Below are 12234 nucleotides of genomic sequence, written 5' to 3'. Positions count from 1 at the left end.
GGCAAATATCGAAATTTCCTTGAAAGTCAAAGGATAGAGATCATGGCAAAAGGCAAGTTTGAACGCACCAAGCCGCACGTGAACGTCGGCACCATCGGTCACGTCGACCACGGCAAGACCACCCTGACGGCGGCGATCACGACCGTTCTGTCGACCAAGTTCGGCGGCGAAGCCAAGGGCTACGACCAGATCGACGCGGCACCTGAAGAAAAGGCACGCGGCATCACGATCAACACGGCCCACGTCGAGTACGAAACGGAAACGCGCCACTACGCGCACGTTGACTGCCCGGGCCACGCTGACTACGTCAAGAACATGATCACGGGCGCAGCCCAGATGGACGGCGCGATCCTGGTCGTGTCGGCCGCTGACGGCCCGATGCCGCAAACGCGTGAACACATCCTGCTGAGCCGCCAGGTTGGCGTGCCGTACATCATCGTCTTCCTGAACAAGGCCGACATGGTTGACGACGCCGAGCTGCTCGAGCTGGTGGAAATGGAAGTTCGCGAACTGCTGAGCAAGTACGACTTCCCGGGCGACGACACCCCGATCGTGAAGGGTTCGGCCAAGCTGGCGCTGGAAGGCGACAAGGGCGAGCTGGGCGAGCAAGCGATCCTGTCGCTGGCCCAAGCCCTGGACACGTACATCCCGACGCCCGAGCGTGCCGTTGACGGCGCGTTCCTGATGCCGGTCGAAGACGTGTTCTCGATCTCGGGTCGCGGCACCGTGGTGACCGGCCGTATCGAGCGCGGCGTGATCAAGGTCGGCGAAGAAATCGAAATCGTCGGTATCACCCCGACGGTCAAGACGACCTGCACCGGCGTGGAAATGTTCCGCAAGCTGCTGGACCAAGGTCAAGCCGGCGACAACGTGGGCATCCTGCTGCGCGGCACCAAGCGTGAAGACGTCCAGCGCGGCCAGGTTCTGGCCAAGCCGGGCTCGATCACCCCGCACACGGACTTCACCTCCGAGGTGTACATCCTGTCCAAGGAAGAAGGCGGCCGCCACACCCCGTTCTTCAACGGCTATCGTCCCCAGTTCTACTTCCGCACGACGGACGTGACCGGCACGATCGACCTGCCGGCCGACAAGGAAATGGTTCTGCCGGGCGACAACGTGACGATGACCGTCAAGCTGCTGGCCCCGATCGCCATGGAAGAAGGCCTGCGTTTCGCCATCCGTGAAGGCGGTCGTACCGTCGGCGCCGGCGTCGTCGCCAAGATCCTGAAGTAATCCGGATCACTTAAGCAGCACACAACCAGCGAGGGCCCATCAAAGCCCTCGCCTCTCGTTCTTTAGGAAACGCCATGAAAAACCAAAAGATCCGTATCCGCTTGAAGGCTTTCGATTACAAGCTGATCGATCAATCGGCCGCTGAAATCGTCGACACCGCCAAGCGTACGGGCGCCGTTGTCCGCGGCCCGGTGCCGCTGCCCACGCGTATCCGTCGTTACGACGTGCTGCGTTCGCCGCACGTCAACAAGACGTCGCGTGACCAGTTCGAAATCCGTACCCATCAGCGCCTGATGGACATCGTTGATCCCACCGACAAGACCGTTGACGCCCTGATGCGTCTGGACCTGCCGGCCGGTGTCGACGTCGAAATCGCGCTGCAGTAAGGCGCTCCCGGGTCCGCTACCTTCGCCGGTGGACTCGTGAAGAATGGCCGCAATCCCTCGGGACTGCGGCCATTTTGTTTTTGTGCCACAACTAGGCGCGCCGGCAGCGGGCAGGCGCCTTTTTACGCTAAGTGCTTGTGCTGCCTGAAAAAAACGTGCTAATATGCCAAGCTTGCCATTTTGTGGCAGGTCTAACTATGGTGAAGGCGCGTGCAAACCCGGATTCCGGGGGTGTGCAACCCCGAGCCAGGTTGAACATAGTCGTAGGGCAAAGGCCGTTACCTTTTGCCTGATTAGCCCCGACCAATCGCAGTCGGGAATGGAGAAAACGATGTCGAATTCGACACCCACGCCCGCCGCTCACCGGCTGGGGCTGGTGGGTCGCAAGGTCGGCATGACCCGCATTTTTACCGAGGAAGGTGAATCCATCCCGGTGACCGTGCTGGACGTGTCGAACAACCGCGTGACCCAAGTTAAGTCGCTGGAAACCGACGGCTACGCCGCGATCCAGGTGGCTTATGGCACTCGTCGTGCCTCGCGCGTGCCGCAAGCACAGACGGGCCACTACGCCAAGGCCGGCGCTGAAGCCGGTAGCATCCTCAAGGAATTCCGCCTCGATCCCGCCCGCGCCGCCGAATTTTCGGCCGGTGCCGTGATCGCCGTGGAATCGGTGTTCGAAGCCGGCCAACAGGTCGACGTCACGGGCACCACGATTGGTAAGGGCTTTGCCGGTACCATCAAGCGCCACAACTTCGGCTCGCAACGCGCCTCGCACGGTAACTCCCGTTCGCACCGCGTTCCCGGCTCGATCGGTCAAGCTCAGGATCCGGGCCGTATTTTCCCGGGTAAGCGCATGGCGGGTCACCTGGGTGATGTCACCCGCACCGTTCAAAACCTCGACGTCGTTCGCGTTGACGTGGAGCGCGGCCTGCTGCTGGTCAAGGGCGCTGTCCCCGGCCACGCTGGCGCCGATATCGTCGTGCGTCCGGCCATCAAGGCCCCGGCCAAGAAGGGAGCGTAAGTAAATGGATCTCAAGCTCCTGAACGACCAAGGTCAGGCCGCGACTTTCAGCGCGCCCGACACGATCTTCGGCCGTGACTTCAACGAAGCGCTGATTCACCAGATCGTGGTGGCTTTCCAAGCCAACGCCCGTGCCGGCAACCGCGCTCAGAAGGATCGCTCGGAAGTCAAGCACTCGACCAAGAAGCCCTGGCGCCAGAAGGGTACCGGCCGCGCTCGCGCCGGTATGACCTCGTCGCCGCTGTGGCGTGGCGGTGGTCGGATTTTCCCGAACTCGCCGGAAGAGAACTTCAGCCAGAAGGTCAACAAGAAGATGTACCGCGCCGGGATCCGCTCGATCCTGTCGCAGCTGGCTCGCGAAGACCGCATCGCCGTCGTCGAATCGTTCGATCTGGAATCGCCCAAGACCAAGGCCGCCGCTGCAAAGCTGAAGAGCCTGGGCCTGGACTCGGTCCTGATCATCACCGACAACGTTGATGAAAATGTTTACCTCGCCACCCGCAACCTGCCGCACGTTGCCGTTGTCGAGCCCCGTTATGCCGATCCGTTGTCGCTGGTCCACTACAAGAAAGTGCTGATCACCAAGCCGGCCATCGCTCAACTCGAGGAGATGCTGGGATGAACGCTGAACGCTTGATGCAAGTCATTCTGGCTCCGATCGTGACCGAAAAGGCCACGTTCGTCGCTGAGAAGAATCAGCAAGTCGCTTTCCGTGTCGTGGCTGACGCTACCAAGCCGGAAATCAAGGCTGCCGTCGAACTGCTCTTCAAGGTGCAGGTCGAGTCCGTGCAGGTCCTCAACCGTAAGGGCAAAGTCAAGCGCTTTGGCCGATTCGTTGGCCGTCGTCGCGACGAGCGCAAGGCCTACGTTTCGCTCAAGGACGGCCAGGAAATCGACTTTGCGGAGGTGAAGTAAATGGCCCTCGTGAAAGTTAAGCCGACTTCGGCTGGCCGCCGTGGCATGGTGAAGGTCGTCAGCCCGAACCTGCACAAGGGTGAGCCCTACGCGCCGCTGCTGGAAAAGAAGACCCGTGGTTCGGGCCGTAACAACAACGGTCACATCACGATCCGCCACCGTGGCGGCGGTCACAAGCAACACTACCGTGTCGTCGACTTCCGTCGCGACAAGGATGGCATCCCCGCGAAGGTCGAGCGTCTGGAATACGACCCGAACCGTACGGCGCACATTGCTCTGCTGTGCTACGCCGACGGCGAGCGTCGCTACATCATCGCTCCGCGCGGCCTGGAAGTGGGCGCCACGCTGATCTCGGGCATCGAAGCCCCGATCCGCGCCGGCAACACGCTGCCGATCCGCAACATCCCGGTGGGTACGACGATTCACTGCGTCGAAATGCTGCCCGGCAAGGGTGCCCAGATGGTCCGTTCGGCCGGCGCTTCCGCCGTCCTGCTGGCCCGCGAAGGCACCTACGCTCAAGTGCGTCTGCGCTCGGGTGAAGTCCGCCGTGTGCACATCGAATGCCGTGCCACCATCGGTGAAGTCGGTAACGAAGAACACAGCCTGCGCCAAATCGGCAAGGCCGGTGCAATGCGTTGGCGCGGTGTCCGCCCGACGGTTCGTGGCGTGGCCATGAACCCGGTCGACCACCCGCACGGTGGCGGCGAAGGCCGTACCGGTGAAGCACGCGAACCGGTCAGCCCGTGGGGCACCCCGGCGAAGGGTTACAAGACCCGTCGCAACAAGCGGACGAACAATATGATCGTCCAACGGCGCAAGCGCAAGTAAGAGGCGAACACTATGTCACGTTCGATCAAGAAAGGCCCGTTTGTCGATGCTCACCTGATCAAAAAGGTGGACACGGCCGTCGCGGGCAAAGACAAGAAGCCGATCAAGACCTGGTCGCGTCGCTCGACGATCCTGCCCGAGTTCATCGGTCTGACGATCGCTGTGCACAACGGCAAGCAGCATGTTCCCGTTTACATCAACGAGAACATGGTCGGTCACAAGCTGGGCGAGTTCGCGCTGACCCGTACGTTCAAGGGTCACGCCGCGGACAAGAAGGCGAAGAGGTAAGCGATGGAAACTACTGCCATTATCCGTGGGGTTCACATCTCCGCTCAAAAGACGCGTCTGGTTGCGGATCTGATCCGCGGCCAGAAGGTCGGCCGTGCGCTCGAGATCCTCACCTTCTCGCCGAAGAAGGCCGCCGCCATCCTGAAGAAGGCTGTCGAGTCCGCCATCGCCAACGCCGAGCACAACGACGGCGCCGATATCGACGAACTGAAAGTCACCACGATCTTCGTGGACAAGGCTCAGTCGATGAAGCGCTTCTCCGCTCGCGCCAAGGGCCGCGGCAACCGTATCGAGAAGCAGACCTGCCACATCACGGTCAAGGTCGGAGCTTAAGGAGTCACGATGGGTCAGAAAATTCACCCCACTGGGTTCCGTCTCGCGGTCACCCGTAATTGGTCCTCGCGTTGGTTCGCCGACGACAAGGCCTTCGGCAGCATGCTGGCCGAAGACATCCGCGTCCGCGAGTACCTGAAGAAGAAGCTCAAGAGCGCCTCCGTTGGTCGCGTGATCATCGAGCGTCCCGCCAAGAATGCCCGCATCACCGTCTACTCGGCTCGTCCGGGCGTGGTGATCGGCAAGCGCGGCGAAGACATCGAAAGCCTGAAGGCTGATCTGCAGCGCCTGATGGGCGTGCCCGTGCACGTCAACATCGAAGAAATCCGCAAGCCGGAAACCGATGCTCAACTGATCGCCGACTCGATCTCGCAACAGCTCGAGAAGCGCATCATGTTCCGCCGCGCCATGAAGCGCGCGATGCAGAACGCCATGCGTCTGGGTGCCCAAGGCATCAAGATCATGAGCTCGGGCCGTCTGAACGGTATCGAAATTGCTCGTACCGAGTGGTATCGCGAAGGCCGTGTGCCGCTGCACACCCTCAAGGCCAACATCGACTACGGCACCTCCGAAGCCCACACCACGTACGGCGTGATCGGCATCAAGGTCTGGGTCTACAAGGGCGACATGCTGGCCAACGGCGAACTGCCGCCGGAAACCGCCGCCCCGCGTGAAGAAGAACGTCGTCCGCGCCGCGCTCCGCGTGGTGATCGTCCGGACGGTGCTCGCACCGGTCGTCCGGGTGGTCGTGGCCGTGGTCCCCGCAAGGCGGACGCTGCTCCGGCGCCTGAAGGAGAATAACCATGCTGCAACCCTCTCGCAGAAAGTATCGCAAAGAGCAGAAGGGCCGCAACACCGGTCTGGCGACCCGTGGCACCCACGTGTCGTTCGGCGAATTCGGTCTGAAGGCCACCGGCCGTGGCCGTCTGACCGCTCGCCAGATCGAAGCCGCTCGTCGTGCCATCAACCGTCACATCAAGCGCGGCGGCCGCATCTGGATTCGCATTTTCCCGGACAAGCCCATCTCGCAAAAGCCTGCCGAAGTCCGTATGGGTAACGGTAAGGGCAACCCGGAGTACTGGGTCGCCGAGATTCAGCCCGGCAAGGTGCTCTACGAAATGGAAGGGGTTAGCGAAGAGCTCGCGCGTGAAGCTTTCCGCCTGGCCGCTGCCAAGCTGCCGATTTCGACCACGTTCGTCGCGCGTCATATCGGTGCTTAAGGAGTACTAAGACATGAAAGCCAGCGAACTCCGTTCGAAAGACGCCGCCGAGCTCGGCAAAGAGCTCGAAAGCCTGCTGAAGGCGCAATTCGGTCTGCGTATGCAGAAGGCCACGCAGCAGCTTGCCAACACCAGCCAGCTGCGTAACGTGCGCCGCGACATCGCGCGCGTGCGTACCTTGCTGACCGAGAAGGCAGGGAAATAAAGATGAGCGAAACCCAAAACACCCAAGTGGCCAAGCGCCAGCGTACGCTGGTCGGCAAGGTCGTCAGCAACAAGATGGACAAGACTGTCGTCGTTCTGGTTGAGCGCCGCGTCAAGCACCCCATCTTCGGCAAGATCATCATGCGTTCCGCGAAGTACAAGGCGCACGATGAGTCGAACCAGTACAACGAAGGCGATACGGTTGAAATCGCTGAAGGCCGTCCCATCTCGCGCTCGAAGTCGTGGCGCGTGGTGCGTCTGGTTGAAGCCGCACGTATCATCTAAGTGAAGGTTTCGGAACGGTTCGCCGTTCTGAGGTAAAACGGCAAGGGTTCAGGCCCTTGCCGTTTTTTTTCGTCTTGCGGCTTTTCTTTGTTTCGGGAATCCGGGAACGTCATGCGCGCTTTCAGGAAAGCGATTTTGTTCGGATGGTTGATTGCCGCGGCATTGCCCGCCGTGGTCGCACGGGCGCAATCGGCGGAGTCCGGGCAGGGCCGCCCGGCAGTGCCAGCGACGGTTCCCGCCGTGGGGACCCAAGCCAGATCCCCGGGCGTGGTGGTGCCCAGCACCGATCCTGCCGCCATCGGCCGCAATGTGCTGAACGCGGGACCCGATCCGCGCGTACGCCTCGATGGCTTGTCGCGTGATCATGCCGCCATCTTCGGCACACAGGACGAAGATGAACAGGCACTGCTGGATAACGAACGCGCGCTGCAGGCGCAGCAAGAGCAACTGCACATTCTCGAGCGCCTGCTGATGCAGAAGCCGGCCGCCCAGGATCCGTTTCCCCCGGCCACGATTCCCTTGAAACCCGGTACGCCCATGAATATGGCGCCCCTCGCGCCAACGCCGTCTGGCTCGCAATTGAGCGGCGGCGAGGCCCAGCGCGGCGTGGACCAGTTGCAGCGGCGGGTCAATGAGATGCGACGCGGCGGCGAGGCCTTGAGACAAGCGCCGCGCTGAGCGCGGCATGACGTCGTAGGCAATCGACGTGTCCGGGCCGGAACGGGTTCAACGGCGCCTGGCCACTTCCCGCAACCGTCCGGCGACCCCGGTGGGAAAGTAATACACCGACAGCACGAACAGGATGCCCAGCCACAGCAGCCAGCGGTCCGGCTCGAACAGCAAGGCCAACGGCGCAATGCTGCCGACGGCATCGTGGATCACGTGCAGGCCGTCCTGCAGGTAGCTCTGTGCGAACACGAACAGGCTGGCGCCGATGACCGCGCCATACATCGTGCCCATGCCACCGATCACCACCATCAGCAGGATGTTCAGCATGATCTCGAACGACAGCGAGGTATCCGGGCCGTTGTAGCGCAGCCAGAGCGCATACAGCGCGCCGGCGAGCGTGGCGAATGCCGCCGCCAGCAGGTTCGAGAGGCTGCGGTACAGCACCGTGCGATAGCCGATGGCTTCGGCGCGGAAGGGATTCTCGCGGATCGCCTGCAGCACGCGGCCGAACGGCGAATTGACGATGCGCAGCAACATCAGGAACAGCACGACGCAGGCCGCGGCAATGAGGTAGTAGGTGATGATGCGACCGTCGACGGTGACGCCGAACAGCGGCTCGGACAGGGGCCGGAAAGCCGGGCGCAATGCCTGCGGCACCTTGAAGTTCAGTCCGTCCTCGCCGCCGGTCAGGTCGGACAGCTGTGACACCAGCGTCTGGAACGCCGCCGCCACCGCCAGTGTGATCATGGCGTAGAAGATGGCGCGAACCCGCAGGCTGGCCAGGCCGATGATGAGCGCGAACACCAGCGATACCGCCAGGCCCGCGGCGGTGCCCGTCAGCACCGCCAGCCAGCCGGCCTCCATGCGTACGCTGGCGATGGCCACGCCGTAGGCGCCGATGCCAAAGAACATGGTGTGGGCGAAGCTGACGATGCCGGTGTAACCCAGCAGCAGGTCGTAGCTGGCGACCAGGATCACGAACACCAGGATCTTGGCCGCCACGGCCAGCGACTTGGGGCCGGGAAACAGGAAGGGCGCGGCGGCGAGCGTGAGGACGATGGCGACCAGCATGACCGCCAGCAGCGCGCTGCGCGGAGGATCGCCGGATAGCAGGCGGATGGACATGGGGCGATTCCTAGCGATTCGTGACCGGGTACACGCCCTGTGGGCGCCACAGCAGGATGGCGACCATCAGCGCGATGTTCGAGAACAGCGCCGCCTTGGGCATCAGGAAACCGGTGTAGTTGGCCATCAACCCGACCAGCAGCGCGCCGATCAGGCAGCCCACGGTCGAGCCCAATCCGCCGATCATGATGACGATGAAGATCAGCACGTTCACCTGCGCGCCCAGTTGCGGCACGATGGACTGCTGGTACAGCCCCCACAGCACGCCGCCCAGGCCGGCCAGCATCGAGCCGGCCACGAACACGCCGACGAACAGATGGCGGATGCGGTAGCCCAGGCTTTCGACCATCTCGCGGTCCTCGACCCCGGCGCGGATCAACAGGCCGAGCTTGGTGCGGTTGAGCAGCCACAGCATGCCGCCCAGCACCGCCACGCCGACTGCCAGCGCGACGAGGCGGAATTTCTCGATGGCGGCGTCGCCGACCAGCAGCGCGCCGCGCAACGCGTCCGGCAACGGCAGCGACAGCGTTTGTGGCCCCCACAGCATCTTGATGATCTCTTCGCCGATGATCATGCCGCCCATGGTGATGAGGATCTGTTTGAGGTGCTGGCCATAGACCGGCCGCACGATCACGCGCTCGAACGCCACGCCCACCGCGCCGGCCACCAGCATGCCGACGATCATGGCGGGCAGCACCGCGGCCAGGTTCAGCCACAGGCTGCCGGACTGGGTCCAGTCGGACATCGCGCCGAGCACCGTGGCCGCCATGTAGGCGCCGATGGCAATGAACAGGCCGTGGCCGAAATTCAGCACGTCCATCAGGCCGAACACCAGCGTCATGCCGGAGGCCACGATGAAGATGATCATGCCCATCGCCAGCCCGGCGAAGGTCAGCGTCACCCAGGTCGAGAACGAACCGACCAGCGGCAGCGCGATGGCGGCCAGCGCCAGCACCAGCAGCACCGGGCGCAGGTCGGCGCGGGTCTGGGGCAGGGGTGTATCGATATCGGCGGCGCTCACTGATGCGCTCCCAGCGACAGGCCCAGCAGGCGGGTCTGCAACGCGTCGTCCTGCGCCAGCTCGGCCATGCCGCCGGCGTGCACCACGCGGCCGTTGTCCATGACCGCGACGTGGTCGCCCACCTGGCGCGCGAAATTGAAGTTCTGCTCCACCAGCAGGATGGTGGTGGAGGCCTGCTTGAGTTCGATGAAGGCGTCGATCATGTTCTGGATGATGGCGGGCGCCAGGCCCTTGCTGGGCTCGTCGACCAGCAGCAGGCGGCGCGGCTCGATGATGGCGCGTGCGACCGCCAGCATCTGCTTCTGGCCGCCTGACAGCTTGCCGGCGGGGTACAGCCAGAATTTGCGTAGCGCGGGGAAGAAGCCGAAGATCCATTCCAGCCGCGCGGTGTCCAGTTGGGCGGCGCTGCGCGCCTGGCGCGCGGCCAGCAGGATGTTCTCTTTCACCGACAGGTCGGCGAAGATGCCCATGTTCTCCGGCACGTAGGCGATGCCCTGGCGCGCCATGTCGGGCGGCGAGGTGCGCACGCCAGGGCCGCCGACCGCGGTGCCGTCAAAGCCGATGTGGCCCCGCGTCGCCTTCCACAAGCCCATGATGGTGCGCAGCGTGGTGGTCTTGCCGGCGCCGTTGCGGCCCAGCAGCATGGTGACGCCCGCGGCTGGCACCGCCAGGTCCACGCCGTGCAGGATGTGGTACGCGCCGATGTGCGTGTGCACGTCCTTCAGTTCCAGCAAGGTTGCCGCGATCATGTCGTCTTCTCCGGCAGAGGGGCGCCCAGGTAGGCCTGCTGCACGATCGGGGAGGCAATCACCTCGGCCGGCTCGCCGTCCGCCATCAACGCGCCGTTGTGCAGCACCACGATGCGGTCCGCCAGCTCGCGAACCACGTCCATCTTGTGTTCCACCAGCAGGATCGTCTTGGATGCGTCAGCCTTGATTTCGCGGATCAGGTCCAGCACCACGGGCACGTCGTCCACGCTCATGCCGGCGGTGGGCTCGTCGAACATGAACACCTGCGGCTCCAGCGCGATCAGCATGGCGATCTCGAGCTTGCGCTGGTCGCCGTGCGGCAGGTCGGCCGCCGCCTGGTCGCGGCGGGCCGTCAGGCGGGTGCGTTCGAGCAGTGCGTCGGCGCGCGCCAGCAGCGCGTGGTCATCGTCCCAGGTGCGCCAGAAGCGGATCTGGCGCCAGCCCAGGCCCTGCTGGCGCGACTGCAGCGCCAGCCGCACGTTCTCGCGCACCGTCAGGCGCGGGAACAGCTGCGTCAGCTGGAAGGCGCGTCCCAGGCCGGCGTGCATGCGCGCCGGCGCCGACAGCCCAGTCAGGTCGCGGCCATTCAGGTGCACCGAGCCGGCGCTGGCGCGCAGCTGTCCCGAGATCAGGTTGAAATAGGTGGTCTTGCCCGCGCCGTTGGGCCCGACGATGGCCGTCAGGCTGCCCGGCGCGAAGCGGCAGCTCACCGCGTTGACGGCCATGTGGCCGCCGAAGCGGATCGTGAGCGATTGGGTTTCCAGCATGAAGGCGCGGCTCAGCGTTTGTTCTGGATCGGCACCGCCATCTGGTCGGGTGTGATTTCCTTGACCAGGTCCTGCACCGCCCACGGCACCGAGGCGTCGTTCTTGATGCGGAAGTGGTACATCGACTGCATGGCCTGGTGGTCCTCGGGACGGAAGGTCATCTTGCCCTTGGGCGTATCGAAGCTCATGCCTTCCATTGTCTTGATGAGCGTGTCGGTGTCGCTCTTGCCGGCGCTCTTGTTCAGCGCGGTGACGATGGCGATGGCGGCGGACATGCCGCCCGCGGTGAAGAAGTCCGGCGGCTGGCCGTAGCGCTTCTGGTGCTCGGCCACCAGCCAGTCGTTGATCGGGTTCCTTGGGATGCCGTAGTAGTAATAGGTCGCGCCTTCCATGCCGGCCAGCGACTTGAGCGGCGTCATCGCGGCCAGCGTGTTGCCGCCGGTGGCGATCTCGATGCCGAAGCGCTTCGGATCCAGGTCGGCGATCTTGAACGGATTGCCGGCGCCGGCCCACAGGATGAAGATGATCTTGCGGCCCGGCTTGTCCTTGAGCGCGTCGAACAGACGCTGCGCGCCGGCGGTGAAGTCGGTGGCGTTGGCCGGCAGGTATTCCTCATGCACGATCCTGGCCTGCTTGAGCGCGCCCTTGAAGGCCTTGACGCCGTCGCGGCCGAACGCGTAGTCCTGCGCCAGCATGGCGATGGAGGTATCCGGCTGGTCGAAGGCGACGGCGTTGGCGATGGCGTCCTGCGATGAATTGCGGCCGGTGCGGAAGATGTACTTGTTCCACTTGTCGCCGGTGATCGAATCGGCCACCGCCGGTTCCACCAACAGGATCTTCTCGTACTCCTCGGCGATCGGCAGCATGGCCAGCGCCACGCCCGACGAGGTCGGGCCCACCGCGATGTCGGCGTCGTCGTCGGCATAGGCCGAGGCGAGCTGGGCGCGGGCGACGTCGGGCTTGCCCTGGTTGTCCTTCTCGATCACGCGGATCTTGCGGCCGGCCACCGTCATGGTGCCTTGCGTGGCGTATTCCAGGCCCAGCATCAGGCCGTTGTGGGTCTGCTTGGCATAGGCCTCCAGCGGCCCGGTCTTGTCGTAGACGTGCGCCACGACGAAGTCCTTGGCCATGGCGGCGGAACTCAGGCACAGGCCGGCCAGCGTGGCGAGCAGGATGCGTTTCATGGGAGT

Annotated in this window: 18 protein-coding genes; 13 read left to right on the top strand and 5 right to left on the bottom strand. The window is 63.9% G+C overall.

The window, feature by feature from the left end:
* The first annotated feature begins 42 nt into the window (after positions 1 to 42).
* The 13 genes from tuf (at position 43) to AC6CR5_RS19850 (ending at position 7391) form a co-directional block, all read left to right on the top strand.
* Positions 43 to 1233, top strand: a complete 1191-nt coding sequence (gene tuf / locus AC6CR5_RS19910; RefSeq protein ID WP_020925806.1) for an elongation factor Tu — start codon at positions 43 to 45, stop codon at positions 1231 to 1233.
* 74 nt (positions 1234 to 1307) lie between these two features.
* Positions 1308 to 1619, top strand: coding sequence for a 30S ribosomal protein S10 (gene rpsJ, locus AC6CR5_RS19905; protein WP_003806903.1), 312 nt, complete (start codon positions 1308 to 1310; stop codon positions 1617 to 1619).
* 331 nt (positions 1620 to 1950) lie between these two features.
* Complete coding sequence (gene rplC / locus AC6CR5_RS19900; RefSeq protein ID WP_006389604.1) at positions 1951 to 2640, top strand: 50S ribosomal protein L3; 690 nt, start codon at positions 1951 to 1953, stop codon at positions 2638 to 2640.
* A 4-nt stretch (positions 2641 to 2644) separates the two neighbouring features.
* Entirely contained in the window at positions 2645 to 3262 is a 618-nt protein-coding gene (rplD, locus tag AC6CR5_RS19895; RefSeq protein ID WP_006389605.1) for a 50S ribosomal protein L4, read from the top strand.
* Positions 3259 to 3555 (top strand): 50S ribosomal protein L23, encoded by a 297-nt coding sequence (rplW, locus tag AC6CR5_RS19890; protein WP_006389606.1) that lies wholly within the window; start codon positions 3259 to 3261, stop codon positions 3553 to 3555. The genes rplD and rplW overlap by 4 nt, the downstream gene beginning before the upstream one ends.
* On the top strand, positions 3556 to 4383 hold the full coding sequence (rplB, locus tag AC6CR5_RS19885) for a 50S ribosomal protein L2 (RefSeq protein ID WP_006389607.1): 828 nt from the start codon (positions 3556 to 3558) through the stop codon (positions 4381 to 4383).
* Between the two features lie 12 nt (positions 4384 to 4395).
* Positions 4396 to 4671: a 30S ribosomal protein S19 gene (gene rpsS / locus AC6CR5_RS19880; protein ID WP_006216555.1), complete on the top strand. Its 276-nt coding sequence runs from the start codon at positions 4396 to 4398 to the stop codon at positions 4669 to 4671.
* Between the two features lie 3 nt (positions 4672 to 4674).
* Positions 4675 to 5004: a 50S ribosomal protein L22 gene (gene rplV, locus AC6CR5_RS19875; protein ID WP_006389608.1), complete on the top strand. Its 330-nt coding sequence runs from the start codon at positions 4675 to 4677 to the stop codon at positions 5002 to 5004.
* 9 nt (positions 5005 to 5013) lie between these two features.
* On the top strand, positions 5014 to 5805 hold the full coding sequence (gene rpsC / locus AC6CR5_RS19870; protein WP_006389609.1) for a 30S ribosomal protein S3: 792 nt from the start codon (positions 5014 to 5016) through the stop codon (positions 5803 to 5805).
* Between the two features lie 2 nt (positions 5806 to 5807).
* Positions 5808 to 6224 (top strand): 50S ribosomal protein L16, encoded by a 417-nt coding sequence (gene rplP, locus AC6CR5_RS19865; protein WP_006389610.1) that lies wholly within the window; start codon positions 5808 to 5810, stop codon positions 6222 to 6224.
* Positions 6225 to 6237: 13 nt separating this feature from the next.
* Positions 6238 to 6429, top strand: coding sequence for a 50S ribosomal protein L29 (rpmC, locus tag AC6CR5_RS19860; protein WP_003806912.1), 192 nt, complete (start codon positions 6238 to 6240; stop codon positions 6427 to 6429).
* Between the two features lie 2 nt (positions 6430 to 6431).
* On the top strand, positions 6432 to 6713 hold the full coding sequence (gene rpsQ / locus AC6CR5_RS19855; RefSeq protein WP_006216549.1) for a 30S ribosomal protein S17: 282 nt from the start codon (positions 6432 to 6434) through the stop codon (positions 6711 to 6713).
* Positions 6714 to 6824: 111 nt separating this feature from the next.
* Positions 6825 to 7391: a hypothetical protein gene (locus AC6CR5_RS19850; RefSeq protein ID WP_498084858.1), complete on the top strand. Its 567-nt coding sequence runs from the start codon at positions 6825 to 6827 to the stop codon at positions 7389 to 7391.
* A 48-nt stretch (positions 7392 to 7439) separates the two neighbouring features.
* Here the strand turns inward: AC6CR5_RS19850 and AC6CR5_RS19845 are convergent, their stop codons facing one another.
* Genes AC6CR5_RS19845 through AC6CR5_RS19825 form a run of 5 tightly spaced genes read right to left on the bottom strand, consistent with a single transcriptional unit; the run spans position 7440 to position 12228 of the window.
* Positions 7440 to 8507, bottom strand: coding sequence for a branched-chain amino acid ABC transporter permease (locus AC6CR5_RS19845; protein ID WP_498084857.1), 1068 nt, complete (start codon positions 8505 to 8507; stop codon positions 7440 to 7442).
* A gap of 10 nt (positions 8508 to 8517) precedes the next feature.
* A complete protein-coding gene (locus AC6CR5_RS19840) occupies positions 8518 to 9528 on the bottom strand; it encodes a branched-chain amino acid ABC transporter permease (RefSeq protein ID WP_054507837.1) in 1011 nt (336 codons plus the stop codon).
* Positions 9525 to 10277, bottom strand: coding sequence for an ABC transporter ATP-binding protein (locus AC6CR5_RS19835; RefSeq protein WP_006389614.1), 753 nt, complete (start codon positions 10275 to 10277; stop codon positions 9525 to 9527). Before AC6CR5_RS19835 ends, AC6CR5_RS19840 begins: the two co-directional genes overlap by 4 nt.
* Positions 10274 to 11044, bottom strand: coding sequence for an ABC transporter ATP-binding protein (locus AC6CR5_RS19830; protein ID WP_054446521.1), 771 nt, complete (start codon positions 11042 to 11044; stop codon positions 10274 to 10276). Before AC6CR5_RS19830 ends, AC6CR5_RS19835 begins: the two co-directional genes overlap by 4 nt.
* An 11-nt stretch (positions 11045 to 11055) precedes the next feature.
* Positions 11056 to 12228, bottom strand: a complete 1173-nt coding sequence (locus AC6CR5_RS19825; protein ID WP_006389616.1) for a substrate-binding domain-containing protein — start codon at positions 12226 to 12228, stop codon at positions 11056 to 11058.
* Between the last annotated feature and the right edge of the window lie 6 nt (positions 12229 to 12234).

Source organism: Achromobacter sp. EG18, assembly GCF_059759395.1.
This window is presented reverse-complemented; position numbering and strand designations above follow the sequence as displayed.